Below are 26,094 nucleotides of genomic sequence, written 5' to 3'. Positions count from 1 at the left end.
CTTAGTTCTCCAAACCACGGTGCCAGCGCAGTAAATGATTATTCAGTTTATTCATCGCCAGATCTATCGCCAGGCCCAACATCCCTATGCTGAACATACCGGCGATGATTTTATCTGACCAGAAATACTCGCGCGCCTCCAGAATCCGGAAGCCCAGGCCATTGTTGACCGCGATCATTTCCGAGACGATCACGACGATAAAGGCGGTACCGATACCGATACGCACCCCCGACAAGATATACGGAACCGAGGCCGGCAACATCACACGCAAAAACAAAGTAGTTTGACTAGCACCGAGATTGCGGGCTGCGCGGATGTAGATGCTGTCGACATGGCGCACGCCGGCAATGGTATTCATCAGCACCGGAAAAAACGCACCGAGCGCAATCAAAAATATCGCCGGTGGATTGCCGAGACCAAACCACAAAATCGACAAGGGGATATACGCAATCGGCGGTATCGGACGCAATACCTGCATCAGCGGATTGAGCCAGGCATACACGCGCTGACTGGCCCCCATCGCCAAACCCAGCGGCAAGGCCAAACCGGCACCGATCACAAAACCGACCACAACGCGATACATACTGCCCATGGTGTCGCGTATCAATTCCCCCGAAAACAGCCAGCTCAAACGATTCATGCTGGCGGCGTCGTAGGCTTCATAAGGCGAGGCATATTCCAGCCATTTGATCACCACCGCCCAGGGACTAGGCAAGACCTGAGGATTAACCCAGGCCATGCTGGTCACCAGCTGCCAGAATAAGATCAGCAACGTGGGTACGATCAGTCCCGCGCCCATTTCACGCCAATTTAATTTCATATATGTCCTTGATTTTTTGCAGCGCACAGCGGACCCACCGCTGTGCTAGAAACGAACAACATTAAATGAGCGACATTATTTGATGTTCATGCTCTTTTTCGCCTGCTCCAGCAAGTCGGTCTTGACCCAGTCTTTGGCCACGGGTGGCTTGCTCATTTTTCCTATGCCGTATTTTTGCATCAGATCGGTGGTGATCTGGATATGCTCAGCAGTGACGTCAAACGAATACGGCGAGTTTTCTATGGCATTGACAAAATCTTCGTGACTGACCTGACCCTTGAACATATTTTCACGTACATATTTTTCGGCCAGATCGCGATTATCGATAAAAGTTTTGGTGGCTTCGACGAAGCAACGCATAAACTTTTCTGCTACCGGCCTGCGCTCTTTATAGAATTTTTCTGTCATCACCATGGTGCGTACCGGCTCGCCGATCGGCGTATCGTAAGGCTTGATGATTTCATTACCAAAACCCTTGCTAATGGCTTGCGAGGAATAGGGTTCTGACTGCATGATGGCATCCAGATTTTTGCCCAGCAAAGCTTGGTTCAAGTCTGGGAAACCGAGGTAAATAATTTGCACGTCTTTACCCGCTTGATCGGAATACGTCAAACCGTTTTGCGATAATTCGGCCGCCAGCAAGATCTCTTGTATGCCGCCGCGCGTCACACCGATCTTCTTACCCTTGAGATCTTTGACGGTCTTCATACCCAGATCGGCCCGCCCCATCAGACGCGCCCCGCCTTTGGCAAATCCGGCCACCAGATAGATAGGCGTACCGCTGGCACGCGCCGAAATCACCGCTTCCGACGAGACTGCCGCCACATCAAGCTCACCTGCGATCACCGCTTGCATGGCGTCCAGACCTTTAGCAAAGACCCGCTCTTCGACCTTGATGCCGCATTTAGGGGCGATCTCTTTAATATACGAGACTGCTCCGTAATGGGCGAACTTGAGATTACCTAAGCGTATAACTTCCTGAGCCTGCGCCGTCATGGCGAGCAAAGGCAATAACAGACTGGCGATTTTGATTTTTTTTAACATGAAGATCTCCTGTTTTTAGATGTAAGCCCGAGTTTAAGCGAGAAACGACATAAACTCGATGATCCTTAGCTATCGAGCACGTCTTCAGCGAATAAATTTTCCGCTCTTATTGATCATGGTGAGCTCAACAAACTCACTACCATTATGATCGCGCTCGCTATAACTAAGTATCAAGCCACCCAAATCCACTTTACGTATAGACTCCAAACCACTGATCAGACTTTCACGCGTCAAACTACGGCCGGCGCGTTTCAAGCCTTCGACCAAGACTTTGGCGGCAACAAAGCCTTCCATTGCCGCGTACGAGGGATTCACGCCATTTGCCTGCGCCATGCTCTTAAACTCTTGGCCCAGCCCGGTCGCGAGTGAAGACGCATCCGGCATAATTTGCGACATCATCACACCTTGCCCCAATTTACCCAACTCATCGACAAAGGATTGCGAAGAATTATTCGATAAGGTCATCAATTGGATTAAGGGATTCAGTGCGCGCAGTTTTTTTATGATGTCGATCGTGTTTGCTGCCGAACCGACGATAAGAACACCTTGTGGGGCGGTCTTCACCACACTTGCGACAACACTATCGAGATCAGGCTTGGCCCGCTCAAATTTATTAATACTGACTGGCGTCAGCTTTTGCTGCGCCATGACTTTTTCAAAACCAGCCAATCCGTCTTTGCCAAAACTGTCATCAACGTACATCAAAGATATTTTCTTTATCCCGATAGTCGAAAATTGCACAACCGCCTTCACCACTTCATCCTGATATTTGGCGCGCACATTAAATAAATACCGATTGGTAGTTTGATGAAATACCGTGGCACCGGTGCTGGGCGCAATCAAAGGGATTTTGTGTGCAGCGAGCAAGGGTAGAATTGCCTCAGTATGCGGCGTGCCTCGGGATTGAAACAGCGCCAGCACATGCTCTTTTTTGATTAAAGTCTCGGCGTTGGCAGCGGCTAAGGCCGGATCGAATTTATCATCCAAAGTGAGCAACTCGATTTTACGGCCATTGATACCGCCATTTTTATTCGTCGCGGCAAAATAGGCATTGGCACCCGCCATCATTTCTTTCACCGGCCCGGCAATCTGCCCGCTCACGCCTACCGTCTGGCCTATCAGTATCGTACTATCGCTAACGCCCTCCTCAGCCAACACCGGTGCGGCCAGGCACAACAGGCTAGTGCAGAATGCCAGCTTGATTAGCTTTCTATGCTTTTGTAATAGCGGCGTATTTAATCTCATTTTGTCTCCATTTATTCTGAATGCAATTTCTATATGACAATTTCATGCCATCCCAACTGCCCGCCAACACGCTTTTGGCCGAGCTGATTTAATCATAGTTTTCTTTAAGCAACATCGGTAGAAGTACTAATTAAGTACGAAATAAGTGTCAAAACTCAGGCCTTCTATATCATTTTTCTGTATTTTCAGACAAAAAAGCAAATTTACACTGCGACCCGGATCATGCAGCACTAATACTTTCATCTTGCCGTCAGTCCCGCAAACTTGCTGTAAGTAATGGTAAGCAGTAGTCAGCAGCTATACATCGGTTAAAATGGCGGGTTAATTTATGCTAAGCGCCAGATCTGGCTTAGATGGCTAGAACCACTACTTATTAAGAATCCAAATCCACCATGCTAGATAACCTTACCCAACGCCTCGCCAAAGTGGTCAAGACCATGCGTGGCGAAGCGCGCTTGACCGAAACGAATACCGCAGAAATGCTGCGCGAAGTACGCATGGCACTATTAGAGGCCGACGTTGCACTGCCAGCGGTGCGCGACCTGATCGCCCGTGTTAAAGAAAGAGCGCTAGGTGAAGAAGTCATCAGCTCACTGACACCAGGCCAGGCACTAGTCGGGGTGGTGCAGAAAGAGCTGGCATCCTTAATGGGTGCCGATCTGGGCGAAGAAGCGTATCAACTAAGCTTTGCCACCCAGCCGCCAGCGATCATTCTGATGGCGGGTTTGCAAGGTGCGGGTAAAACCACCACGGTCGGTAAGCTGGCTAAGTATTTAAAAGAGCAAAAGAAGAAAAAGGTCTTAACCGTCTCTGCCGACGTCTATCGCCCTGCTGCGATCGGCCAGCTGCAAACAGTCACCGCACAAGTCGGTGCCGACTTTTTCCCTACCCTGCCCACTGACAAACCTGTCGATATCGCGCTGGCAGCTTTAGATTACGCTAAAAAACATCACCACGATGTCTTGATCATTGATACCGCCGGTCGCCTCGGTATCGACGAAGCCATGATGCTAGAGATTACGGCAGTCCACGCCGCGGTGCATCCTATCGAAACCCTGTTTGTGGTCGATGCCATGCTGGGGCAAGATGCAGTCAATACCGCCAAGGCGTTTAACGATGCCTTGCCGCTGACTGGCGTGGTGCTGACTAAATTAGACGGTGATGCACGCGGCGGTGCCGCTTTATCGGTACGCCATATCACTGGCAAACCAATTAAATTTGCCGGTATCTCAGAAAAGCTCGACGGTCTGGAAGCCTTTGATCCTACCCGCATGGCCAATCGTATTTTGGGCATGGGCGATATTCTGGCACTGGTTGAGTCTGCCCAAAAAGGCATGGACGTCGCCGCCGCGCAAGATCTGGCGCAAAAGCTCAAGGTCGGCGGCAAGTTCGACATGAACGATTTCCAGCTGCAACTGAGCCAGATGAAAAAAATGGGCGGCATGGCCAACCTGATGGATAAACTGCCGGCGCAATTACAGCAGGCGGCGAATGGCGCCAATATGGGCCAGGCCGACAAGCAAGTGCGCCGCATGGAAGGCATGATCAACTCCATGACGCCGCTAGAAAGAGCCAAACCAGATCTGATCAAGGCATCGCGCAAACGTCGCATCGCCGCCGGTGCTGGGGTGCAGATTCAAGAAGTCAATCGCATGCTGGCGCAATTCGATCAAATGCAAACCATGATGAAAAAACTCAAAGGCGGTGGCATGATGAAGATGTTACGCGGCATGAAAGGCATGATGCCAGGCAAACGCTAAGCAGCACCTAGCCGCTACCGGATCTCGCGAAAATACGCCAGATCCGGTTTTTTTTCGCCTTGAAGGGCGTCACGCTGCTAAATCCGTCACATTTTCTACAAAAAGTGACAAAAAAGACTTGCATCGCCCTGCAAAGCCCACCACTATAAGAGATGCGTGAAATGGCGCATTTTCAACGAATTTGTGAAGGAGCCTCAATATGGCAACAGCACCAAAAAAAGCAGCAGCAAAACCAGCAGCCGCAGTTAAAAAACCAGCAGCAGCCCCTAAGGCAACTAAGGCAGCAGCGAAGCCAGCAGTTAAAGCCGCACCAAAAGCAGCTAAAGCAGACGCCCCAGCGCGTAAGCCAAACGCAGCCTTCATGAAGCCAATGACTATTTCCACTACATTGGCAGCAGTGATCGGTACAGCAGCAATTCCACGTACTGAAGTCACTAAAAAAGTATGGGAATACATCAAAAAGCATGATTTGCAAGATGCCGCGAATCGTCGCAACATCAATGCAGATGACAAGCTGAAAGCCGTTTTCGGCGGTAAAGCACAAGTGTCTATGTTTGAGATGACTAAACTGATTTCTGGCCACCTGTCCTGATATTTAGTGTAGCCGCAGTTTTTTGGGAAACTATTGGGTGTGTTTAACCCAATCCCAAACAAAAACGCCCGCAACGCGCGGGCTTTTTTGTATCCAGATTTTATTTGTGCAAAGTTTTCACGTCGCTTTTCGCTATTGAGGAATGCATTCCACCGCAAGCGATAGTCGCACAGCTGCATAAAAACAAAACCCAAGCACGCAATGTAGATGCGCCTTTACGAGCAAAAAGCGGCTGTGAGGCGCATAGAATAAGCGTGAACGCTTCGGGATTTTCAAAAACTCTGCACGCTATGGCGGCGATGTAATCCTTAGTAAAAGTCGCGCATATTTCAATTTAGCGTGGAGGTGGAACTAAACGCTGCCTATCGCGTCTGAGGATAGCAAGATCTTTAATCGTCGCTAGCTAGCGCCAAGTATCAGCACGGCGGCCAGCAGAACCATGCATTATTTTAGATTTTTTTGTGTTTCGTTCACTTCCAGTCAGGATTAAAACACTATGATCTTTTCAGCACTCCTCGTCTCTGCAGCCATCCTGGCAAATACTCAAAATGCACCCGCTGCCGAGATAGACAAAGCGACTATCGCCGCAATTGAAGCCACCTGCTTCGACTATATCGACGGTCAATTAGAAGCGAATCCGCTACGTGTCGCGCGCTCGCTCCATCCCGATTTAGCAAAGCGATCGGTGATTGGTGATACACCTGATGAGCGCTTAGGCCTGCGTCGTATGTCAAAAGAAGAACTGGTAGAACTTACCAAAGTAGGCGTACTGAAAACCCCATTCGAAGAATGGAATCGTAGTTGCAAAGTACTGGATGTGAGCGATAGCGCCGCCTCGGTGCGCTTAGAAACACCATGGTTTATCGACTATTTTCATATGGGCCGCTTCGGCGAGCGTTGGGTCATTGTCAATGCGCTCTGGTATAGCAAGCCTAAGAAAACCAACTAAAGCACATAGGCCTCAATCAGGTGTAAGCCCCCCCCAACAGCACGCCGCTTACTGCTTGCATCCAGCGAGCGCTTGGGATCATCGTATCTACATATGCAAGGAATAGACAACATGAAATTCGCAATGTTTTTTGGAACACTATTGGTGGCGACATCATTATTTGCACAAAGCACAGAGTCAGAATCAGCCAAGCTCCCATTACAAAACTACCTACGCGCGCATGAAACCGGCAATGCTGATTTCATGCGAAAAGCCTTCAGCGCTGATGCCAAAGTAGTTGGTTACATGGGCGGCAAGATGATAGTGTGGAGCGTAGAGGACTACGCGCGCCGATTCAGTGGGAAACCTGCGGCCGATGAGGCACTAAGAAAACGCCGCTTCGAAGTCATTGATATGACCGGCGATGCCGCCGTTGCCAGGGTTGTTTTGGATTATCCGACTGTGAAATTTGTCGATTACATGAGCCTGTTAAAAGTGGACGGCGAATGGAAAATTATTCACAAATCATTTAATGCGCAGCTCATCGCCCCTTAAGACGATATGCATTCCACCACAAGCTATCTGCGCATATTAAGCTGCAAAAATTGAAAACCGAGTACGCAACGTAGTTGCGCCTCACAGAGCAAAAAGCGGCTGCGAGGCGCGTGGAATATGCGTGTGAGTTTCAGCATAAAGGAACAGACGGGGAAAATTTCAGTCCTAGCCTAAGCATGCGAGGTTTTAGTAGCGCTACTTTTTGTATTCCCAATTCTTCCAGTTCGCCAAAACTGCATTCGGATACTCAGGCCGGCCCCGGCTGCCGTTGTAACGTCCTAAGGCCAGATACAGGTTGCCCGCTTCCATATCGATGTACATGCGCAAAATTGCGCAGCCATAACGCAGGTTCGATTGCATCTGAAATAGCTTTTGCGCATCACGGTCGCCGATCACGCGCGACCAGAATGGCATCACCTGCATATAGCCGCGGGCACCGACCACTGAGGTAGCATATTTACGAAAGCCCGACTCCACCTGTATCAGGCCCATCACCATGGCAGGATCGAGTCCGGCGCGTTTCGATTCGTACCAGACGGCCTCTATGAATTCGAGTCTGGTTTGCTTATCGGTCAGACGTCGCTTCAGGCGATCCGACATCTCTGCCAGCCAATGCAGATATTTGATACGCTCTTCGATCTGATCAAAACTAGGTTTAGGGGGACGCGGATCGCTGACCAATTTGGATAAGGCCAGCCGTACCGAATCGGCCATCGCCTCCTCTTTTTGATTCCCGGCCAAGGCCAACTGAGAAGCAAAAAGCGCGCAGATAAATGCAGAAATACTCAATAAACGAAGCTGCTGCCTGAACCACCGATTAAGCGAAAACCCGGGGGTATCGCTCAATTTAGGTCTACCTCGCACTATAGACGTGCGCATTAAAATATACTCCATCCCTGTAGTTTATTTCCCAGCCAATTTCGCCAGGATGAAGGACAGCATATCTGCTACCGCGACTGCACTGGCTTCGGTATCGCGACGAGCTTGATATTCGAGCATGCCATCCTTCAGACCACGCTCGCCAATCACGATGCGATGCGGGACACCGATCAATTCCCAATCGGCGAACATGGCACCCGGACGTTGACCTCTATCATCTAAAATTACATCGACACCAGCGGCCAGCAATGCTGCGTACAAGCTCTCAACTTGTTCTTTGACTGCTTCGCTCTTATCCATCCCCATAGGGCAAAGCACGACTTCAAACGGCGCGATCGCGGTTGGCCAGATGATGCCCTTGTCGTCAAAATTCTGTTCTATCGCCGCGCCCAAGATGCGTGTCACGCCTATGCCGTAACACCCCATTTGCAAAAATTGTGGCTTGCCGTTTTCATCCAGGAAAGTGGCTTTCATGGACTCGGAATAGCTAGTGCCGAGTTGGAACACGTGACCAACTTCTATCCCGCGCTGTATCGCCAACACGCCTTTGCCGTCGGGCGAGGCATCGCCCGCGACCACATTACGCAGATCAGCGACTTGGGCTTCGGGAAGATCGCGGCCCCAGTTGGCACCGGTAAAATGGAAATCGGCCTCATTCGCGCCACAGACAAAATCACTCATCATGGCAACCGTGCGGTCAGCGACTATTTTGACTGGCAACGTGGTATTGATAGGACCGAGGTAACCTGGACGGGTACCAAAATGTTCTATGATCTCGTCTTCAGTGGCGAAGCGGTTATTTGCCAGACCTGGGATCTTGCTGACTTTGATTTCATTGAGCTCGTGATCACCGCGCAACAACAATAACCAGACTTGCTTATGTACAGCACCCTTCTCTTCAGTTTCTACCGTCAGCACGATCGATTTCACGGTCGATGTCAAAGGAATCGCCAGTAACTCAGCAACATCTTCACATTTGGCCTTGCCTGGTGTCGCCGCTTTAGTTAGCGCAGCGCTGGCAGGAGCGCGGTCACCGCTAGGTGCAACGGCCTCGGCCGCTTCCATATTCGCTGCATAATCCGAACTTGGGCAATACACAATCGCATCTTCACCGGTATCGGCGATCACATGAAACTCGTGCGAACCGGAACCGCCGATAGCGCCATTGTCAGCCGCGACGGCACGGAACTCCAGGCCAAAGCGCGTAAAAATACGCGTGTAGGCATCAAACATCACTTGATACGACTGTTTGAGGCCATCTACATTGCGATCGAAAGAATAGGCATCCTTCATGGTGAACTCGCGGCCACGCATCAGGCCAAACCGTGGCCGACGCTCGTCGCGGAACTTGGTCTGGATATGATAAAAATTCAGTGGCAACTGGCGATAGGATTTGATCTCAGAACGTACTACGTCGGTAATCACTTCTTCTGAGGTAGGCTGGATCGCGTATTCACGACCGTGGCGGTCTTTGACACGCATCAGTTCCGGGCCCATTTTATCCCAGCGACCAGTCTCTTGCCACAACTCAGCAGGCTGAACCACTGGCATCAACATCTCGATCGCATTTGAACGATTCATCTCTTCGCGCACGATATTTTCCACTTTGCGGATGACGCGCAAGCCCATAGGCATGTAGTTGTAGATACCGGAACCGAGACGCTTAATCATGCCGGCACGCATCATCAATTTATGGCTGACGATTTCTGCATCGGCAGGGGCTTCTTTCAAAGTGGAAATAAAAAACCGTGTAGCACGCATGACAATGATTCTTTTCAAAAATAGAGGGTTATAATCATCTCAATTTTAAAGGATTAGTTGGCTAATGCGCCTACTCTTTGCATATTTGATGATGGAAACTGCGCCTTATTTGCATTTTTATGTGATGAACACCGTGTTACATAGTGAAAATACACGATAAATCACGCACGACATCATTTGACATTTCAGGAGCACGCCGTTTAGCCGCAGAAAGTATTGAGGTTGAACATGCTAGATCGTGAAGGCTTTCGGCCTAACGTTGGCATCATATTGCTCAATGCGAGCAATGAAGTTTGGTGGGGCAAGCGGGTACGGGAACATTCTTGGCAATTTCCTCAAGGTGGTATCAAGTACGGCGAGTCACCGGAACAGGCCATGTTTCGCGAATTGGAAGAAGAAACCGGTTTGCGGCCCGAGCACGTCAAGATCATAGGTCGCACCCGCGACTGGCTGCGCTATGAGGTGCCGGATCATTTCATCAAGCGTGAAATTCGCGGACACTACCGTGGTCAAAAACAGATCTGGTTTCTGCTGCGCATGGTTGGACGGGATTGCGATGTTAATCTGCGTGCCAGCAGCCATCCGGAGTTTGACGCCTGGCGTTGGCATGACTATTGGGTGCCTTTAGATGTGGTGATAGAGTTTAAGCGCGGCGTGTATCAACTCGCTCTGCAAGAGTTATCACGTTTCATCCACAGAACCGATCATCCGAGCGCGCAACGCAAAACTGCGCGCGGCGTGGATGCAACAATAGAAGTTACCGCTACAACTAGTCTGCAGTCCATACAGACCAGTATCAGCGTAGATATCACAACGAGTTCAATCAATGAAGATGGCAAAGATGAAGCAAAATAGACGATCTGAATTCCGCCTAGCGCTACCGCTGCCAAAACTTATTTTTTCAGTGCTGGCTCTGAGCGGCTTGACGCAACTGGCCTTGGCAGCGACTAGTCGCGACATAGAAGAGGAAGTGAACAAAGAATGGCAGGAAATTGCGATCACTTTACCTAGTGCACCGTTGGCAGAAAATTTGCTGGCGTTTTATGACAGTGGTAGTCAGGCCTTTTTTATCGATGCCAAATCATTGAGCGTGAATAGCGATGGCAGCGTACGCTATACCCTGGTGTCGAATAGCACTGGTGGTGCCAAGAACATCAGCTATGAAGGGATACGCTGCCAGACTGGCGAGAAAAAACTATACGCCTTCGGCCGTAGTGACGGTAGCTGGTCAAATTCACGCCGCGAGCTATGGGACAGGATTCCTGATACTGGAGCGAATAAGCAACATAGCACCTTGTTCTACGATTATTTCTGCGAAGGCAAAAGCATCGCAGGAAAAGCCGAACAGATCATCAACCGCATCAAACACAAGCAAGTGCTGAAGTCATTTTAAGTTCTGACTCAGAGCGACGCAAAAAAATGCGAAAGAAATAAAAAAGCCCTCTCAATTGAGAGGGCTTTTTATTGGGCCTTAAAACTTAATCGATCGCTTTGACCATGTCTTCGATGACCTTCTTGGCATCGCCGAACACCATCATAGTTTTATCCATGTAAAACAATTCATTGTCCAAACCAGCATAACCGGAGGCCATAGAACGTTTGTTGACGATCACCGTCTTAGCTTTGTAGGCTTCGAGAATTGGCATACCGGCAATCGCTGATTTTGGATCTTTAGCGGCAGGATTCACCACGTCATTGGCACCCAGCACCAGCACTACGTCGGCTTGCGCGAACTCGTTATTGATGTCTTCCATCTCAAACACCTGATCGTAAGGCACTTCCGCTTCTGCCAACAAGACGTTCATGTGGCCAGGCATACGACCAGCCACAGGATGGATTGCATATTTAACGGTGATACCTTTATGTGTCAGCTTCTCAGTCAACTCTTTGAGCGAATGCTGGGCACGTGCCACGGCTAAGCCATAACCAGGAACAATGATGACGGTCTCGGCATTGCCCAGCAAAAAGGCGACGTCATCGGCAGAGCCGGATTTTACCGGACGCTGTACCTGACCACCTGCTGCAGCCTCTACCGGAGCGCCACCAAAGCCACCCAGCAAGACATTGAAGAAGGAACGGTTCATCGCCTTACACATGATGTAAGACAAAATTGCACCGGAAGATCCGACCAGCGAACCAGCAATGATCAACATCGAGTTATTCAAAGAAAAACCGATACCTGCAGCGGCCCAACCAGAGTAACTATTGAGCATAGACACCACCACCGGCATATCAGCACCGCCGATAGGGATGATGATCAATACACCTAGCACAAAGGCAATCGCCGCCATCAGGACAAACGGCAACCAGGCTGGCGCAGTACCAGGTGCGAAGCAAAACATCAGGCCGAAACCCAGCATCGCCAAAGCCAGCAAGAGGTTCAACATATGCTGACCGGCAAAACTGACGGGCGCCCCCTGGAATAGACGGAATTTATATTTACCCGATAATTTACCGAAAGCGATGACAGAACCTGAGAAGGTAATCGCACCGACAAAGGTACCGATAAACAACTCCAGACGATTACCAAAAGGGATCGCCGCATCGCGTGCCGTGATATTGAAAATCCAAGGCTCAGCCACCACTGCCACCGCGATACAAACCGCTGCCAGACCGATCAAAGAATGCATCGCTGCCACCAGTTCAGGCATCTTCGTCATCTCTACCCGTTTGGCCAGAGTGGCACCGATACCGCCACCGACTACTACGCCGAGGATTACCAAGCCATAGCCAAGACCAGAGCCAGATGCTTCTGATTTGAGCTTAACGATCAAGGCGATCGTGGTGAACACTGCCAGTGCCATACCCGCCATACCGAAGGCGTTACCACGTCTTGCAGTAGATGGATGCGACAAGCCCTTAAGCGCCTGAATAAAACAGACTGAGGCAATCAGGTACAACATAGTGACCAAATTCATACTCATTATTTGATCTCCTTGGCGGCTGCTTTAGGTTCTTTTTTCTTGAACATTTCCAGCATGCGCTGAGTCACCAAAAATCCGCCAAAAACATTCACCGCAGCCAAAGCCACGGCAACCGTGCCCATCACTTGCGCCAGCAAGCCTTCAGTCAGACCGGCAGCCAACATAGCACCGACAATGATGATGGCAGATATGGCATTGGTGACCGCCATTAAAGGCGTATGTAAAGCAGGGGTAACGGTCCAGACCACGTGGTAACCGACGTAAATCGCCAACACAAATATGATGAGGTTGGTAAGGGTATGACTAACTTCCATGATGTCCTCTCTGTTAAATTTATTGATAAGGCTTAGAATTAGCCTTAAACCCGCAATCTTAATTAATCCGTATTAATCTCTTTGTTCGCTGAAATTAGCTAAAATTAAGCCAGATTAATATTCTTTTAGACTAGTGATGTGATTCTTGACATCGACAAACACCACTTTCGGTTTGAAGTTACTCGCTTCTTCATCCGTCATCGGTGCGTAGGTACAAATAATCATCAGATCGCCCAGTTGTACACGACGTGCTGCTGCACCGTTTAAGGAGATTTCACCGCTACCACGTTTGCCTTTGATGACATAGGTGGAGAAGCGTTCGCCATTGTTAACGTTGTACAGCTCAATTTGCTCATGTTCCTTGATGTCGGCGGCATCGAGCAGATTTTCATCGATACCACACGAACCTTCGTAGTGGAGATCGCACTGGGTGACAGTTGCGCGATGAATTTTGGCGCGTAGCATATTTCTTTGCATGGTAATTCCTAATTCCGTATTTCTATTTCAGTATTATTTTTTAAGTACTTCGCCGCCGGCACAGACCAGCGTGGCAGCGATGATTTCATCTTCTTTATTGATCACCAGCGCCGCATCCTTATCGATGATCAACTTGAGGAAATCAAGTACGTTGCGGGCATACAAGGCTGAGGCGTCGGCCGCCAGCAGAGTCGCCAGATTTGGCTCACCGATGATATGCACGCCGTACTTGGTGACGGTCTTGCCTAGTTCGGAGAGTGGGCAATTGCCGCCCTGCTCGACCGCCATATCGACGATCACCGAGCCTGGCTTCATAGCCTTGACGGTTTCTTCCGAGATCAGGATCGGTGCTTTGCGACCCGGAATCAAGGCGGTGGTGATGATGATGTCGGCTTGTTTGGCGCGCTCATGTACCAAGGCCGCTTGACGTGCCATCCACGCTGCCGGCATAGAGCGAGCGTAACCGCCTGCGCCTTTGGCGATCTCGCGCTCTTCATCAGTTTCGTAAGGCACATCGATAAATTTCGCGCCCAGCGATTCAACCTGTTCTTTCACCGGAGGTCGTACATCAGAGGCTTCAATCACGGCACCCAGACGTTTGGCGGTAGCGATCGCCTGCAGACCAGCGACACCTACGCCCATGATCAGGACGCGCGCAGCCTTAACGGTACCAGCGGCAGTCATCAGCATAGGCATGAAACGTTGATAGGTATTGGCCGCCATTAACACGGCTTTGTAACCGGCGATATTGGCTTGTGATGACAAGACGTCGAGCGACTGCGCACGGGTAATACGCGGTGCCGCTTCGAGTGCAAAAGCAGAGATGCCGTGTGCGGCCATCGTTGCGATATTCTCAGCATCAAAAGGATTGAGCATGCCAACCAGTACAGTACCGGACTTGATCAGAGCACGCTCTTCTGCCGATGGCGCTCTGACCTTCAAGATCAGTTCGGCACCAAAAGCTTCCGCCGCCGTGCCGATTTGGGCTCCGGCAGCTTGATAAGCTTCATCGGTAATGCTGGCAGCGATACCTGCGCCGGCTTGCACGATAACGCTATGCTTAGCTGCAACATATTTTTTAATGGTTTCTGGGGTCGCCGCTACACGCGTCTCGCCCGGCCGGCTCTCGGCGGGAATGCCGATTCTCATAGACTTACTCCTTGGTTTGCAATTTTAAAATTCTTACCCGAATCTTACATTTGATATTCGACAACAATATTACACGCAAAATGTTTTTTAGCACAACCGTTCGAATTTTTACTCATTTACCAATGTTTACTATGCTAGCGACAAAATATTACTTTGGCGTTAAATAGAAAAAACATCCGAGAACCCCTAGCCATAAGGCTTTCCAGCCGATCAGAGAAACCGGACTGGCTAGTTTTCCGCAAATTCACGGGCTTAGCCAAGAATAAAATCGGCCGATATACAAAATTCGCATTAGCTAATTTTTCGTCAAATTTGCTAGTTTCGCACATATTATTTGATGTCAAAGTAAAATGTCGGACTATTCGAAAGCAGCTATGTCAATAATCTGGAAGCCCTCAGTCACGGTCGCGGCCATCATTGCCCGCAAAAATGGCAATACCCATGAGTTTTTCATGATAGAAGAACAGACTCCCGACGGCATACGCATCAATCAGCCGGCAGGTCATCTCGATCCGAATGAAACCCTGGAACAAGCGGTGATCCGTGAAACCCTGGAAGAAACCGCGCACGATTTCGTGCCGACCGCCTTAATTGGTAGCTATCTGTCGCGTTATGTTTCGGCCAGCACGGGTGAGCAAAACACCTATTTACGTTTTGCGTTTACCGGTCAGCTTGGCGCGGCACATGCGCGGCCACTGGACACCGGCATACTGCGCACCCTGTGGATGACGCAGGAAGAATTAATCGCGTCGCAAGAACGCCATCGCAGCCCCCTGGTAATGCAGTGTGTGAACGATTACCTGCAAGGCCAGCGCGCTCCGCTGTCGCTCTTGTTTACGCACGCTAGTGCACTTGGAGTTTAAAATTGAGTAAAAAAAGAGTGGTGATCGGGATGTCGGGCGGGGTCGATTCTTCGGTCTCGGCCTGGCTATTGAAAGAGCAAGGTTACGAAGTCATCGGCCTGTTCATGAAAAACTGGGAAGATGATGACGACTCCGAGTACTGCTCGACCCGTGAAGACTGGATTGATGCAGTCAGCGTCGCGGACGTGATCGGCGTCGATATCGAGGCGGTGAACTTTGCCGCCGAATACAAAGACCGGGTGTTTGCCGAATTTTTACGCGAATATCAGGCTGGCCGCACACCGAATCCCGATGTGCTGTGCAATGCCGAGATCAAATTCAAGGCCTTCCTGGATCACGCCATGAAGCTGGGAGCCGACTACATCGCCACCGGCCATTATGCCCGCGTACGCGAAGTGCAAGGCCAGTTTCAATTACTCAAAGCGCTCGATGCCAGTAAGGATCAGAGTTATTTCCTGCACAGGTTAAATCAGGCGCAACTGGCCAATACCCTATTCCCCTTAGGTGAAATTCAAAAAACCGAAGTACGTAAAATTGCCGAACAATTGCAATTGCCAAACGCCAAAAAGAAAGATTCGACCGGTATTTGCTTCATCGGTGAACGTCCTTTCCGCGACTTCCTGAACCGCTACCTCTCGTACACGCCGGGCGACATGAAAACACCGGAAGGTCTGGTCATAGGCCAGCATGTCGGCCTGAGTTTCTACACTTTGGGCCAGCGCAAGGGCATAGGCATAGGCGGGATTAAATCGCATCAAAATGCCGATGGCAGCAGCGATGCCTGGTATGTGGCGCGCAAAGACGTCGCCAGCAACACTCTGTACGTGGTGCAGGGACACGATCATCCGTGGTTACTTTCGTCTTCCTTAGAGGCGGCACAAGTGAGTTGGGTGGCCGGCCACGCGCCTGAGATCAGCGCTTTATCCGCCAAAACTCGCTATCGCCAAGCCGACATGGCCTGTAGCTTTAGCGGCAACGAGCAAGAATTTCAGCTCGCTTTTGCACAGCCGCAATGGGCCGTCACCCCCGGCCAATCGGCCGTGCTCTACGATGGCGATATCTGCCTGGGTGGCGGCATTATCAATAGCTCGGCGGTCTAGCGGCAAGAACTTTGCCAATTTCAAAAGTAACCAGGCCCAAGGCGCATATTCCAAGCGCCTGCTGGCGGCATCCGGCCTGAAAGCCGCATCGGATATGCGCGCTGGCGGATGCGATTTTAAAAATGTCTTATCGGGTCGGCTTTAAAGGCCAGGTAATTGCTGGATACGTCCAAATGCCACAGTGGTGGCTGTCGAGACCATAGTCTCGCTCAACTTCGCCTTAGCTTTGCGCGAACTAAGCAAAACATATACTCCCCTCACTTTTCATAAAAATGTTCCAATTACGCATATAGTACGTGCGTGATAAAAATATACCCGCTGGGAGTATGTATTTAGTCGCAAATTGGTAGCCAGATAAGCAGAATTATTAGTGGAAATATTTGAAAAATTCAGAAGAAAATTTCCCTGTTTAGGTTTACTCTACGGTGTTTTCTGTTCGTCTTGAGTTTTGTCGCGTTTAATGATGCCTTGAACAACAAATGCACACTTCTAATATGAAATGGCGCGCAGATCGATTTGATGTACTTCATTTCTTTACAATTAGAAGAGATGAAATTATATTTACATTTCCACTTTCCATCGGTGCTTGCTCCCATGATACATATCGACACACCCACACCCGGCGGTACGGTTAATGCTCGCATAGGCAAGGTCTATTTAAGCCTGTCCAAGGCGCATAGAAAAACCGCTGATTACGTGCTGTCTAATGCGTTTCGCTCGGCCACCATGTCGATTGATGAGCTAGCCAATTCTGTCGGCATTTCTATCGCTACCGCGAATCGCTTCGCGCGCGCGCTGGGCTTCGATGGCTATCCGCAATTTCGCGCCGAACTGGTCTGTGGTTTTGAAGCGATGTTGGCGCCTATCGACAATCTGCGCACCGAAGTACAGCGGCCTGCCACCAGTACTGAAATCATCGGTGATTCATTAAGCGAGGATATGGCCAACCTGGAAGCCACCAGACGCGGGCTGTCGCCGGACTTGTGCAATCAGGCCGTGCGCATGATCTTGAACGCCGAGCGCATTTACATCGTTGGTTACGGTGCCAGCGCATTTTTGGGCGGCTTAATGGCGCATGGTCTAGATCCATTTTGCGACACCATACAATGCACGGTAGGCTCAGGCGGCCCGTCCCATGTGGCAAGACAATTGTTTAAATACACACCGCGCGATCTGGTGATCGGCATTTCTTTCCCGCGTTACGCTGAGGATGTCATCACCATGCTGCGCCAGGTCAGGGAAAAAGGCGTACCGGTACTAGCCCTGACGGATGTCCCTAGTTCACCACTGGCCTCGCATGCCAATGTCACCTTATATGCACAGACTAGGCGTCAGTTCTCACCGAACTCCGAGGGTGCCGCCCTGTGCCTGATAGAGGCAATCTGTAGTGCGGTTGCGCATCAAGCCAAGTCACCGGTACATTCGGCCTCGGAAATGACTAAATTTGTCATGCCCTGGTTGTATCAGGGCGGCACTCAGGCAGCGCGCAAACCGACTCCGGTCGATACCAGTGAGCAGGAATAGGCTGGCCGACGTAGCCCGAAAAACAAGAAAAAAAGCTGACTGTTTTAGTCAGCTTTTTTATTTTCTGCCAGTGTTTATTCGGCCGCAATCACTTGTGCAGCAGCGTTAATCACCGCGGCGATACGCCCTACATCGCGCAATTGCACGGTAGACATACCCTCTTTTTTCAATAGCTCAAAGTGCGATTTCACGCAGAAATGGCACTTGCCTATGACAGATGCGGCCAGCGCATACATCTCAAAACGGCGCTTATCGACGCCGCCATTGGTGGCGTAGGCATTCATGCGTAATTGCGCGGCCTGGGTTTTCATATCGGCATCGTCCGTCATCTCGACAAACGGATACCAGATATTATTCATCCCCATCAATGCAGAGGCAGTCAGCGCTGCATTGACTTCTTCCGGGCTCATCACGCCACTGGCTTTGATGATATCTATGATGGGCTTACTCTTGACCGCGAAGGCTGCTGCCAGCGCCACGCCCACCGCATCACTACCCTCTAAGCTGGTGCGGGCAATCGTGCCATCGATATTCAAACGGATATCCTTGGCATAATCAGGAATCAAATTTTTAATTAAAGTCAAGAATTCCATAGTATTTTCCTATCAATAAGAGATTTTAAAACCCGCCTCAGCGGGTTTCATCGTAGCGCTAAGCAGATTGCTGAGCTTAGCTTACTTTTTCGCCAGCACAGTCTAACGATTACAGCGTTGCGCCGCCAACTGTACGGTTGCATGGGCACAGTTCGTCAGTTTGCAGACCATCCAAAATACGCAGGATTTCTGTAGGGTTACGGCCAACGTTAAGGTTATTCACAGATACGTGCTGAATGACATTGTCTGGATCGACGATGAAAGTCGCGCGCAAAGCCACGCCAGCGTTGACATCACGTACGCCTAACATATCAACCAAAGAACCTGTTGCATCACCGAAAGCGTAGTGATTCAATTTATCCAGATCTTTATGTTCACGACGCCATGCCAATTTGCAAAATTCGTTATCAGTAGATCCGCCCATCAAGACAGCATCGCGCTCGGCGAAATCATTAGCCAATTTAGCGAATTCTACGATTTCAGTCGGGCACACAAAAGTAAAGTCTTTTGGGTAGAAATAGATGATTTTCCATTTGCCTGGGAAAGACGCTTCGGTGATGTCTTCAAATGCAGACACGCCGTTTTCTTCGTGATGATTAAAACCTGGTTTAGCAGCAGCAACTTTAAATGCGTCGAGTTTTTGACCTACAGTTTTCATAAAATTCCCCTAATTAATTACTAAAATAAGTGCTACAAAATGAACATATCGCTCACAACGTAGACAAGCATATCACTATGAATTTTAAATATCCAATAGATTATAACTAACATCCTCTTAGCTAAAAAATATCCCTGAGAGCTCTGCTTTTGCATCCAGCAAACTGCAAAAAAACTGGCTTATTTATCGCTAAGCCGATGTGCTCCAGCCAGCAGAGTGAACCAAAATACGGTCCCTCGCCCTTCCTCACTCTCAAAACCGATTTCCCCGCCCATTTTTTCTATGAGCGTTTTGGAAATATTTAAACCCAAACCAGTTCCGCCTTGCTGACGGGTATCACCACCATCGGCTTGCGCAAATTTACTAAAAATTCTTTCTCGAAACGCCAGGGGAATGCCCCGCCCTCTATCCACGACCTCGACCCGGAAAGTCGCGTCTTGCGCGACTACCCTTATCTCAACAAAATCACCAGCCGGTGCGAACTTCGCAGCATTCGACAATAAATTGGCAAATACTTGCATTAAGCGATTGCTGTCGCCATTCACCAAAGCATGCTCAGGATGCTCAGTGAGCCGATATTGCACACCTAAAGTCTGGGCATAAGCGACATTCGCCTCCAGCGCTTGATACGTGACCGCCATCAAATCAAATCTATCGACACTGATAGCCATCTTGCCGGATGCCAGTTTTTCCATGTCCAGCAGATCATTTACCAAGACCCCAAGACGCTGGCTGTTCTTATGCGCTATTTTGACCAGATCCATAATTTTTGGTGGAAGTACCCCACCGACCCCATGCTCCAACAAACTGAGCGCGCCACGAATAGAGGTTAATGGCGTACGCAATTCATGACTAACCATGGAAATGAAATCGGCTTTGATGCGATCCGCCTTACGTTGCTCGGTCAAATCAAGCACAAAGCCCACCCACTCTACCCGTGAACCCTCCAGTTGCGCCAGACCCACCATCACTGGAACCGTGCTGCCATCCTTGCGCCTTAATTCAACTTCGAACGGCGCCGCCTGTCCATGCTTATGTAGCTCTAACATGGCGGCCTGGTAGTTGGCATAGCTGTCAGGCGCAGTCAGCGCCAACCAATCGTGGTCGGTAGTCATAAATTCACTACGACTAACACCCAATAGCTGAAGTAAAACCTCATTAGCCTCAGTTAAGTGGCCACGAATATCGCCCTGCATGATGCCGATCAGACTAGAATTGAGCAACCTGCGCAAACGCAACTCACTGACTTGCAAGGCTTCTAACATGACGGTTTTTTCCAGACTGGCCAACTCGGCGGCATCCCTGGCGGCCAGAAGATCGTTCTCGACTTTTTTCATGGCAGTGATATCTCGTACGCTAAAGACGCGCCCGATCAGACGGTCGCGCAAAAATTCGGGCTTGGAGACGCACACAAAATAGCGCCCGTCGCACAACGCCAGAAGATCTTCAGTTTCCATTTGCGGCACCAGTAACACTTCATCAAGACTGGCAGAAAACCTTGCGCCATCGATCAGACACGAGCGTAAATACGCCATGGTGGCGTCGGTACTGCGTCCGACCAAGATCTCTTCAGGCAGGCTCCACATCGTCGCAAAACGTCGGTTCAAGTTAATTACCTTGCCCGATAAATCGACCGCCAATATCCCCTCCGCGGTGGCGTCCATAGAGCTTTGTAATTGCGACACCAATTGCACTTGCTGCTCTTCGATCAGTCGCCTGCGGGTAATATCTTCAGCGTGAATGATCCAAAAATTCTTACCGTTTTCAGAAAAATACGAGACCCTCTTTTCCACATGAAAAGAACTGCCATCACTACGCATCCACTCGGTCTCGGCGACACGACTCAGTTTCAGCAACGCAACTTGTTTTAGGTCCTCCCAAAAAAACACATCCAGCAAGGAGCACTCAACATTTGCCAGCGCTTGTCCCAATAATTGCTCGCGTGTGTACCCAAGCATCTGACAAACATTTTGATCAACGTCGAGCAAGATCAATCGTTCCGCGTCTACCACCATGATCGCATCCCTGGAACGCTCTATCACATGACGCATCAGAGCATCGCTGAGATGCCCCTGATTGCTCACCGAAAGCTGTTCAGATGGGTCCATACTTAGCCTGTCTGCGCCGCAACATTTGTTGGCGTTTTTTTCGATTGTGAATCGACATAGTAATTCACTCTTTTGCGTGGATTCAGGTAGTCAAAGATAGTCCGTGGCAGTAATCCGGGGCGGATACTGGCGCTGATACCGAGATCCTGATTTTCTACCGCCAAATCAAGAATAATTGCCTCGGCCTTAGGGATTTCCTCGTCATATACCATAATGCGCGGACGTAGCGGCTTACCGACATTGACGTTCATCACCAGACCTATCGCCTCATTCGATAAACGCACCAGAGTACCGGGCGGGTACACGCCTAGGCTTTTTACCAAAGTAGCCATAGCAGCCGGATCAAATTGCGCGCGTCTATGCGCATACATAGACGACAAAGCTTCATGCGGTGTCAATGATTGATTCGGATCGACGTGATTACACAGATTATCGTAGACATTAGCGATCGTCACGATGCGGGTAGGCAGGCGTATTGCATCACCTTTCAATTTTAAAGGATAGCCACTTCCATCGACGAATTCATGATGGGCCGCCATCACTTCCAGAACAATTTTTGGCATGCCCGCTTTTTCACCCACCTCGACTCCATACTGGGTATGCAACTCAAAAAAATTCTGCTCAGGCTTGGTGAGTGGCGAGGTTTTATTCACGATATTGTCTGGCACATTGACTTTTCCAAGATCGTGAAACAAGCCAGCCATCCCTATTGATTTCATTTGCGATTCTGTGCATTTCATCTCATGCGCCAACATCATCGCCAACACCGATACATTTAGGGAATGAAAATACAATTCTTCACTACCGCCAGTTTGCTGTATCAAATGCATCACCGCGTCATTTCCATTTAAAAACACATCGGCGATACTGTCGACTAATTTAGCTGCCTCAACGATAGTTTCAGCAGGCTTGGAAAAAATCATTTTATTGATATTTTTAACGACAGTTGCAGCATGCACAAATTTTTCTTCGCAACGTGCAATTTCTGCTCTCTGTGCCTGCAGTTTTTCAAAGCGCGCTTGTTTGGCCGCGATCATGCTATCGAATACTTGAATTTCACTTTCAGTTGCAGGCGGTTTGCTGAGTGGCACGCTAGGCGTTACCGACACGGGATCAGTTTTTGCGGGAATATAACGCACTTGCTTAAGTTTAAGCGCGCGCAAATCGAGGAGTTGCTGTTCGTTGGTGATCTTAAATGAACTCATGGGAAAGGAATGCTGAAACCAGCTCAGATCGAGTTTGATGAACATGCCTATCCTGACCTGATCTATCGCAATGAGTTGAGTATCGTCCGCCATGACGCCTTCATTTGGTTTAACTAATCAAATACTGAGCTAAGTTTAGAGCATACCTTTTTTATGCATGCACAACTAGCAAGTCCGCGATTAATTGTAGGTCATATCTGTTGTTGTGGCTATTTCCCCCGCCTAGAGCTTTTCGCTGGCAGCAAGACAGTCGCGGTTATAATCCCTGCTTCCTCAGCTTAAAGGTTCCCTATCGTGTCTGATCGCCTTGCCGTATTGCCGCAGTATTTACTTCCAAAACGTGCTATTACCGAGTTACTCGGAACAGGTGCGAATGCCCAGGCGGGCCAACTGACGACACGCGTAATACGCTGGTTCGTCGCTCGCTACCAAGTTAATATGGCCGAGGCGGCCAATCCAGACATCAGCAGCTACGCTAGTTTCAATGAGTTTTTTACGCGCCCATTGCGAGCGGATGCCCGCCCCCTCAATTCCAGTAAATTTATCTGTCCGGTGGATGGCGCTATCAGCCAGTTCGGCGCTATCAAACAGGGTCAGATATTCCAGGCCAAGGGCCACGATTACTCCGCGACAGCCCTAGTCGGCGGCGATAGCACTCTCGCTGCACAGTTTCACGATGGCAGTTTTGCCACGATCTATTTAAGTCCACGCGACTACCATCGTATCCACATGCCCTGCGATGCCAAGCTAACACGTATGATTTACGTACCTGGTGACTTGTTTTCAGTCAACCCCACCACGGCGCGTGGTGTGCCAGGCTTATTCGCCCGCAATGAAAGGGTGGTATGCGTGTTTGATACCGAACAAGGAGCTTTTGTGCTGACTTTAGTCGGCGCTACGATAGTGGGCAGCATGGCAACCACCTGGCATGGCATCGTTAATCCGCCACGCAGCAAAGAAGTGCGTGAGTGGCGCTACGACGATCAAAATATACGCTTCAAAAAAGGTGAAGAAATGGGCCGCTTTTTACTCGGCTCTACCGTGGTCATGTTATTTCCTAAAGATACGCTGGAGTTCAATGCTAATTGGAGCGCCTCCGCCGCAGTTCGTTTAGGCGAGCAAATGGGTGATATGCCAAAAAACCTGAGCTAACGATCAGTTAGCGACGAAAACGAGCAGAGCAACACACAAAAAGGGGCAGAATTTTCTGCCCCTTTTGCTTTTCAGGCCTGAAAGTTTGTAGCGAAACCTGCAATGTCTTGCGGTTACGTAGAGAAAATTTTAACAAATAGACATTCTTTTATAGGCTCATTTCAAAAAAGTTCTTGCAAATCCGCGCTGCTTACATAATAATCTAAATAAGAATTGTTCTCGTTTAGATTAAGGAGTGGAAAATGGCCTCAGAAACATCCTCGCTGACCAAGCCCATACAGCTTAGCCAAAACAGCGTTCGCCCCGGCTCGACTGCAGGAGCTAAAGAGGTCTTGCGATTAAAAAGCGGCGAACTGATGCAGCAAATGCGTGAAGTGGAAATCGATCATGAAGGTCGAATTTATCGTTTGCGTGTAACGCAGTTAAACAAACTGATTTTGACAGCCTAATTTGCACACCAGCAGCCAGCCATCTCAGATTTCGCACTCAGAGTATGAAACCGATGCCCCACAAGTCGAAAATATTTCTGAAGCGAGAGCGCAAGCCAAAACCCATTCTTCAAGGAGAGTTTGATGCTTAGCGTAAATTCAGAATTTTTCGTATCGGGTCAACAACCTGCGCAGCCAGAATTATTGCTCGCTGCCGTATTGCATCTGATGTCGCATTACACCGCCAATAGCCAAGCCGAGACGGGCTCCTGCGTCAAGCTGGCATCGGTGATAGAGCGCCACTTAAAGATATTGGCTGATTTACCCGAACTGGCACCAGTCTTAAGTGCCACTTGCCAACAATTATCTGAACAATGGGCAGGCTTAGTCGAACGTAGTCTGCCGCAACAAAATAAATTAAATTTACTGGCTCGCCTGGTCGGGGCAACCCGCTAGTTCAGCGTTTTTACTGAGGTCTAAGATGATAGTTTGTGTCTGCAATAATGTTTCTGAATCAAAAATTCGGCTTGCGGTAGAAGCGGGAATCTCTACCCTTGCCCAATTGCGCAGTAATCTTGAGGTAGGCAGCTGCTGCGGAAAATGTCTTAGCTGCGCGCGTCAGGTGCTGCGCGACTGCCAGCCGCACGTCGCACCACCAAGCATGGTGACACACCCAGTCCATTTCCAGACTATGCACGAAGCAATTGGCATCGCCGCCTGATCATTTTTGTGAGAACCAGCATGACACTGACTATGAACCAGCACGAACAGAAAAATAACAGTTCGCGCCATTTCGCCTTGCTGGCAATTGTGCTCGGGCACTTACTATTGCTCTACGCCTTACAACACGGCGCATTGACTAAAGTAGTACAGGCCATACCCAAAGAAGTCTACATTAATGTGCTACAAATGGCAGAAACCGTGCCGCCTAGCGTTCTGCCACCACCAGCACTAAGCAAGCCGTTAACACCGCCGCCAAGCTTGATCGCACCGCCACCTGAGCTGCAGACCGTGGCTCGCGTCAACCCAGACAATGCGATCACTACGGCACCAGTGCCAGTGCTAGCGAGTAAGCCTAGCAGTGAAGCCAGCAGCGTGGTGACAAATACCGCCCCGGCAGTCAGCGCACCAGCACAGCCAAAATTGGTCAGCGGAGTCGAATATTTGCAAGCGCCACAAGCCGATTATCCACCTCTGGCGCGCCGCATGGGCGAAGAGGGAAAAGTGAGCCTGCTAGTCTTGGTGAATGAAAAGGGCCGCGCCGAAAAAGTCGAAATACAAAAATCTTCTGGGTCACATAGGTTAGATGAAGCCGCTCGTGTAGCTTTGATGCGCGCCCTGTTCAAGCCGTATATAGAAGACGGCAAGGCGCTCATGATGCTGGCCACCGCGACCATAAGTTTTAGCCTCAACGGATAATTGTTTCGAGAAATACAGACTTGTTCATCCTGATGGTTTTGTACTAAGATGATAGCGGCTAATCAGCCTCACCACCTTTACCTCAGGAGTGCCCATGAAAGGCGATGCCAAAGTCATTAAATTGCTGAACGCTCAATTGACCAATGAACTCAGCGCTGTCAATCAATATTTCTTGCATGCACGCATGTATAAGCATTGGGGCTTGGCGAAAATCGCCAAGAAAGAGTATCAGGAATCGATAGGCGAAATGAAGCATGCCGATAAATTGATAGATCGCATCTTGATGCTGGGCGGCCTGCCCAATCTGCAAGCGCTGCATAAATTGATGATAGGCGAGAATACGCCGGAGATGCTGCAATGCGATCTCAAGCTCGAAATGGCGGCGCAGAAAACCGTCAAGGAAGGCATTGCCACTTGCGAATTAGCGACCGATTATGTGTCACGCGAGCTGTTCCAAATGATACTAGACGACACCGAAGAGCATATCGATTGGTTAGAAACACAAATCGAATTAATCGAGAAAATTGGTCTGCAAAATTACTTGCAAGCGCAAATTTTGGATGACGAATAAATCAGAACGGGAATAAAAAAGGGAG

The 26,094-nt window shown here is 49.6% G+C and carries 28 protein-coding genes; 15 read left to right on the top strand and 13 right to left on the bottom strand.

Translation table 11 applies throughout. The features are described 5' to 3' along the window. Window position 1 precedes the first annotated feature (1 nt). The 3 genes from ACO0K8_RS15970 to ACO0K8_RS15960 form a co-directional block, all read right to left on the bottom strand. Entirely contained in the window at window positions 2-820 is an 819-nt protein-coding gene (locus tag ACO0K8_RS15970) for an ABC transporter permease (protein ID WP_422947648.1), read from the bottom strand. 75 nt (window positions 821-895) lie between these two features. After that, on the bottom strand, window positions 896-1,864 hold the full coding sequence (locus ACO0K8_RS15965; RefSeq protein WP_422947647.1) for an ABC transporter substrate-binding protein: 969 nt from the start codon (window positions 1,862-1,864) through the stop codon (window positions 896-898). 84 nt (window positions 1,865-1,948) lie between these two features. Beyond that, a complete protein-coding gene (locus tag ACO0K8_RS15960; RefSeq protein WP_422947646.1) occupies window positions 1,949-3,109 on the bottom strand; it encodes an ABC transporter substrate-binding protein in 1,161 nt (386 codons plus the stop codon). A gap of 392 nt (window positions 3,110-3,501) precedes the next feature. Here ACO0K8_RS15960 and ffh point away from each other — a divergent pair, with 392 nt between their 5' ends. From ffh to ACO0K8_RS15940, 4 genes are all read left to right on the top strand, one after another. Then, window positions 3,502-4,869 carry a signal recognition particle protein gene (gene ffh / locus ACO0K8_RS15955; RefSeq protein WP_422947645.1) on the top strand — a complete coding sequence of 456 codons (1,368 nt, stop codon included), beginning with the start codon at window positions 3,502-3,504 and terminating at the stop codon, window positions 4,867-4,869. 199 nt (window positions 4,870-5,068) lie between these two features. Beyond that, window positions 5,069-5,461 (top strand): SWIB/MDM2 domain-containing protein, encoded by a 393-nt coding sequence (locus tag ACO0K8_RS15950; protein ID WP_422947644.1) that lies wholly within the window; start codon window positions 5,069-5,071, stop codon window positions 5,459-5,461. A gap of 496 nt (window positions 5,462-5,957) precedes the next feature. Next, window positions 5,958-6,410 (top strand): nuclear transport factor 2 family protein, encoded by a 453-nt coding sequence (locus ACO0K8_RS15945; protein ID WP_422947643.1) that lies wholly within the window; start codon window positions 5,958-5,960, stop codon window positions 6,408-6,410. A 111-nt stretch (window positions 6,411-6,521) separates the two neighbouring features. Continuing rightward, window positions 6,522-6,944 carry a nuclear transport factor 2 family protein gene (locus ACO0K8_RS15940; RefSeq protein WP_422947642.1) on the top strand — a complete coding sequence of 141 codons (423 nt, stop codon included), beginning with the start codon at window positions 6,522-6,524 and terminating at the stop codon, window positions 6,942-6,944. A 195-nt stretch (window positions 6,945-7,139) separates the two neighbouring features. Here the strand turns inward: ACO0K8_RS15940 and ACO0K8_RS15935 are convergent, their stop codons facing one another. Further along, window positions 7,140-7,658 carry a lytic transglycosylase domain-containing protein gene (locus tag ACO0K8_RS15935; RefSeq protein WP_422947763.1) on the bottom strand — a complete coding sequence of 173 codons (519 nt, stop codon included), beginning with the start codon at window positions 7,656-7,658 and terminating at the stop codon, window positions 7,140-7,142. 189 nt (window positions 7,659-7,847) lie between these two features. Then, the gene (locus ACO0K8_RS15930; RefSeq protein WP_422947641.1) at window positions 7,848-9,584 is read right to left on the bottom strand and encodes a proline--tRNA ligase; all 1,737 of its coding nucleotides are present in this window, start codon (window positions 9,582-9,584) and stop codon (window positions 7,848-7,850) included. Between the two features lie 228 nt (window positions 9,585-9,812). Between ACO0K8_RS15930 and ACO0K8_RS15925 the strand changes: the two genes are divergently transcribed. Together ACO0K8_RS15925 and ACO0K8_RS15920 are read left to right on the top strand one after the other, a co-directional pair. Next, window positions 9,813-10,439, top strand: a complete 627-nt coding sequence (locus ACO0K8_RS15925; protein ID WP_422947640.1) for an RNA pyrophosphohydrolase — start codon at window positions 9,813-9,815, stop codon at window positions 10,437-10,439. Next, complete coding sequence (locus ACO0K8_RS15920; RefSeq protein ID WP_422947639.1) at window positions 10,426-10,977, top strand: CNP1-like family protein; 552 nt, start codon at window positions 10,426-10,428, stop codon at window positions 10,975-10,977. Before ACO0K8_RS15925 ends, ACO0K8_RS15920 begins: the two co-directional genes overlap by 14 nt. Window positions 10,978-11,062: 85 nt before the next feature. Here the strand turns inward: ACO0K8_RS15920 and ACO0K8_RS15915 are convergent, their stop codons facing one another. The 4 genes from ACO0K8_RS15915 to ACO0K8_RS15900 form a co-directional block, all read right to left on the bottom strand. Then, window positions 11,063-12,508: an NAD(P)(+) transhydrogenase (Re/Si-specific) subunit beta gene (locus ACO0K8_RS15915; protein WP_422947638.1), complete on the bottom strand. Its 1,446-nt coding sequence runs from the start codon at window positions 12,506-12,508 to the stop codon at window positions 11,063-11,065. Then, window positions 12,508-12,822 carry a proton-translocating transhydrogenase family protein gene (locus tag ACO0K8_RS15910; protein ID WP_422947637.1) on the bottom strand — a complete coding sequence of 105 codons (315 nt, stop codon included), beginning with the start codon at window positions 12,820-12,822 and terminating at the stop codon, window positions 12,508-12,510. The genes ACO0K8_RS15915 and ACO0K8_RS15910 overlap by 1 nt, the downstream gene beginning before the upstream one ends. A 114-nt stretch (window positions 12,823-12,936) precedes the next feature. Then, on the bottom strand, window positions 12,937-13,299 hold the full coding sequence (gene panD / locus ACO0K8_RS15905; protein ID WP_422947636.1) for an aspartate 1-decarboxylase: 363 nt from the start codon (window positions 13,297-13,299) through the stop codon (window positions 12,937-12,939). Between the two features lie 33 nt (window positions 13,300-13,332). Next, window positions 13,333-14,448, bottom strand: coding sequence for a Re/Si-specific NAD(P)(+) transhydrogenase subunit alpha (locus tag ACO0K8_RS15900; protein WP_422947635.1), 1,116 nt, complete (start codon window positions 14,446-14,448; stop codon window positions 13,333-13,335). A gap of 374 nt (window positions 14,449-14,822) precedes the next feature. On the opposite strand from ACO0K8_RS15900, the gene ACO0K8_RS15895 reads away from it, so the two are divergent. From ACO0K8_RS15895 to ACO0K8_RS15885, 3 genes are all read left to right on the top strand, one after another. Beyond that, a complete protein-coding gene (locus ACO0K8_RS15895) occupies window positions 14,823-15,311 on the top strand; it encodes an NUDIX hydrolase (protein ID WP_422947634.1) in 489 nt (162 codons plus the stop codon). Between the two features lie 2 nt (window positions 15,312-15,313). Further along, window positions 15,314-16,411, top strand: coding sequence for a tRNA 2-thiouridine(34) synthase MnmA (mnmA, locus tag ACO0K8_RS15890; RefSeq protein ID WP_422947633.1), 1,098 nt, complete (start codon window positions 15,314-15,316; stop codon window positions 16,409-16,411). Window positions 16,412-16,960: 549 nt separating this feature from the next. Next, entirely contained in the window at window positions 16,961-17,935 is a 975-nt protein-coding gene (locus ACO0K8_RS15885; RefSeq protein WP_422947632.1) for a MurR/RpiR family transcriptional regulator, read from the top strand. Window positions 17,936-18,009: 74 nt separating this feature from the next. Here the strand turns inward: ACO0K8_RS15885 and ACO0K8_RS15880 are convergent, their stop codons facing one another. The 4 genes from ACO0K8_RS15880 to ACO0K8_RS15865 form a co-directional block, all read right to left on the bottom strand. Then, a complete protein-coding gene (locus ACO0K8_RS15880; protein ID WP_422947631.1) occupies window positions 18,010-18,528 on the bottom strand; it encodes a carboxymuconolactone decarboxylase family protein in 519 nt (172 codons plus the stop codon). A 109-nt stretch (window positions 18,529-18,637) separates the two neighbouring features. Further along, a complete protein-coding gene (locus ACO0K8_RS15875; protein ID WP_126128204.1) occupies window positions 18,638-19,186 on the bottom strand; it encodes a peroxiredoxin in 549 nt (182 codons plus the stop codon). A gap of 179 nt (window positions 19,187-19,365) precedes the next feature. After that, window positions 19,366-21,294 (bottom strand): PAS domain-containing sensor histidine kinase, encoded by a 1,929-nt coding sequence (locus ACO0K8_RS15870; RefSeq protein ID WP_422947630.1) that lies wholly within the window; start codon window positions 21,292-21,294, stop codon window positions 19,366-19,368. A gap of 2 nt (window positions 21,295-21,296) precedes the next feature. After that, the gene (locus tag ACO0K8_RS15865; protein WP_422947629.1) at window positions 21,297-22,592 is read right to left on the bottom strand and encodes an HD-GYP domain-containing protein; all 1,296 of its coding nucleotides are present in this window, start codon (window positions 22,590-22,592) and stop codon (window positions 21,297-21,299) included. Window positions 22,593-22,793: 201 nt separating this feature from the next. Between ACO0K8_RS15865 and asd the strand changes: the two genes are divergently transcribed. The 6 genes from asd to bfr all read left to right on the top strand — a co-directional run bounded on the left by asd (window position 22,794) and on the right by bfr (window position 26,069). Next, window positions 22,794-23,651, top strand: a complete 858-nt coding sequence (gene asd, locus ACO0K8_RS15860; RefSeq protein ID WP_422947628.1) for an archaetidylserine decarboxylase — start codon at window positions 22,794-22,796, stop codon at window positions 23,649-23,651. Between the two features lie 242 nt (window positions 23,652-23,893). Beyond that, window positions 23,894-24,100 (top strand): hemin uptake protein HemP, encoded by a 207-nt coding sequence (hemP, locus tag ACO0K8_RS15855; protein WP_422947627.1) that lies wholly within the window; start codon window positions 23,894-23,896, stop codon window positions 24,098-24,100. A gap of 123 nt (window positions 24,101-24,223) precedes the next feature. Continuing rightward, the gene (locus tag ACO0K8_RS15850) at window positions 24,224-24,535 is read left to right on the top strand and encodes a hypothetical protein (protein WP_422947626.1); all 312 of its coding nucleotides are present in this window, start codon (window positions 24,224-24,226) and stop codon (window positions 24,533-24,535) included. Window positions 24,536-24,560: 25 nt separating this feature from the next. Beyond that, window positions 24,561-24,800 (top strand): (2Fe-2S)-binding protein, encoded by a 240-nt coding sequence (locus ACO0K8_RS15845; protein WP_422947625.1) that lies wholly within the window; start codon window positions 24,561-24,563, stop codon window positions 24,798-24,800. 20 nt (window positions 24,801-24,820) lie between these two features. Next, the gene (locus ACO0K8_RS15840; RefSeq protein WP_422947624.1) at window positions 24,821-25,498 is read left to right on the top strand and encodes an energy transducer TonB; all 678 of its coding nucleotides are present in this window, start codon (window positions 24,821-24,823) and stop codon (window positions 25,496-25,498) included. Window positions 25,499-25,592: 94 nt separating this feature from the next. Next, window positions 25,593-26,069 (top strand): bacterioferritin, encoded by a 477-nt coding sequence (gene bfr, locus ACO0K8_RS15835; RefSeq protein ID WP_422947623.1) that lies wholly within the window; start codon window positions 25,593-25,595, stop codon window positions 26,067-26,069. Window positions 26,070-26,094 lie beyond the last annotated feature (25 nt).

The sequence above is a fragment of the Undibacterium sp. Ren11W genome (assembly GCF_049340485.1).
GTDB lineage: Bacteria > Pseudomonadota > Gammaproteobacteria > Burkholderiales > Burkholderiaceae_D > Undibacterium.
The sequence above is the reverse complement of the archived record's forward strand: the minus strand, read 5'-3'. Positions and strand labels throughout refer to the sequence as shown.

Coding starts and splice junctions, on each gene's coding strand:
- ACO0K8_RS15970 (WP_422947648.1), bottom strand. CDS start 820: ATGAAATTAAATTGGCGTGAAATGGGCGCGGGACTGATCGTACCCACG.
- ACO0K8_RS15965 (WP_422947647.1), bottom strand. CDS start 1,864: ATGTTAAAAAAAATCAAAATCGCCAGTCTGTTATTGCCTTTGCTCGCC.
- ACO0K8_RS15960 (WP_422947646.1), bottom strand. CDS start 3,109: ATGAGATTAAATACGCCGCTATTACAAAAGCATAGAAAGCTAATCAAG.
- ffh (WP_422947645.1), top strand. CDS start 3,502: ATGCTAGATAACCTTACCCAACGCCTCGCCAAAGTGGTCAAGACCATG.
- ACO0K8_RS15950 (WP_422947644.1), top strand. CDS start 5,069: ATGGCAACAGCACCAAAAAAAGCAGCAGCAAAACCAGCAGCCGCAGTT.
- ACO0K8_RS15945 (WP_422947643.1), top strand. CDS start 5,958: ATGATCTTTTCAGCACTCCTCGTCTCTGCAGCCATCCTGGCAAATACT.
- ACO0K8_RS15940 (WP_422947642.1), top strand. CDS start 6,522: ATGAAATTCGCAATGTTTTTTGGAACACTATTGGTGGCGACATCATTA.
- ACO0K8_RS15935 (WP_422947763.1), bottom strand. CDS start 7,658: ATGGCCGATTCGGTACGGCTGGCCTTATCCAAATTGGTCAGCGATCCG.
- ACO0K8_RS15930 (WP_422947641.1), bottom strand. CDS start 9,584: ATGCGTGCTACACGGTTTTTTATTTCCACTTTGAAAGAAGCCCCTGCC.
- ACO0K8_RS15925 (WP_422947640.1), top strand. CDS start 9,813: ATGCTAGATCGTGAAGGCTTTCGGCCTAACGTTGGCATCATATTGCTC.
- ACO0K8_RS15920 (WP_422947639.1), top strand. CDS start 10,426: ATGAAGCAAAATAGACGATCTGAATTCCGCCTAGCGCTACCGCTGCCA.
- ACO0K8_RS15915 (WP_422947638.1), bottom strand. CDS start 12,508: ATGAGTATGAATTTGGTCACTATGTTGTACCTGATTGCCTCAGTCTGT.
- ACO0K8_RS15910 (WP_422947637.1), bottom strand. CDS start 12,822: ATGGAAGTTAGTCATACCCTTACCAACCTCATCATATTTGTGTTGGCG.
- panD (WP_422947636.1), bottom strand. CDS start 13,299: ATGCAAAGAAATATGCTACGCGCCAAAATTCATCGCGCAACTGTCACC.
- ACO0K8_RS15900 (WP_422947635.1), bottom strand. CDS start 14,448: ATGAGAATCGGCATTCCCGCCGAGAGCCGGCCGGGCGAGACGCGTGTA.
- ACO0K8_RS15895 (WP_422947634.1), top strand. CDS start 14,823: ATGTCAATAATCTGGAAGCCCTCAGTCACGGTCGCGGCCATCATTGCC.
- ACO0K8_RS15885 (WP_422947632.1), top strand. CDS start 16,961: ATGAAATTATATTTACATTTCCACTTTCCATCGGTGCTTGCTCCCATG.
- ACO0K8_RS15880 (WP_422947631.1), bottom strand. CDS start 18,528: ATGGAATTCTTGACTTTAATTAAAAATTTGATTCCTGATTATGCCAAG.
- ACO0K8_RS15875 (WP_126128204.1), bottom strand. CDS start 19,186: ATGAAAACTGTAGGTCAAAAACTCGACGCATTTAAAGTTGCTGCTGCT.
- ACO0K8_RS15870 (WP_422947630.1), bottom strand. CDS start 21,294: ATGGACCCATCTGAACAGCTTTCGGTGAGCAATCAGGGGCATCTCAGC.
- ACO0K8_RS15865 (WP_422947629.1), bottom strand. CDS start 22,592: ATGGCGGACGATACTCAACTCATTGCGATAGATCAGGTCAGGATAGGC.
- hemP (WP_422947627.1), top strand. CDS start 23,894: ATGGCCTCAGAAACATCCTCGCTGACCAAGCCCATACAGCTTAGCCAA.
- ACO0K8_RS15850 (WP_422947626.1), top strand. CDS start 24,224: ATGCTTAGCGTAAATTCAGAATTTTTCGTATCGGGTCAACAACCTGCG.
- ACO0K8_RS15845 (WP_422947625.1), top strand. CDS start 24,561: ATGATAGTTTGTGTCTGCAATAATGTTTCTGAATCAAAAATTCGGCTT.
- ACO0K8_RS15840 (WP_422947624.1), top strand. CDS start 24,821: ATGACACTGACTATGAACCAGCACGAACAGAAAAATAACAGTTCGCGC.
- bfr (WP_422947623.1), top strand. CDS start 25,593: ATGAAAGGCGATGCCAAAGTCATTAAATTGCTGAACGCTCAATTGACC.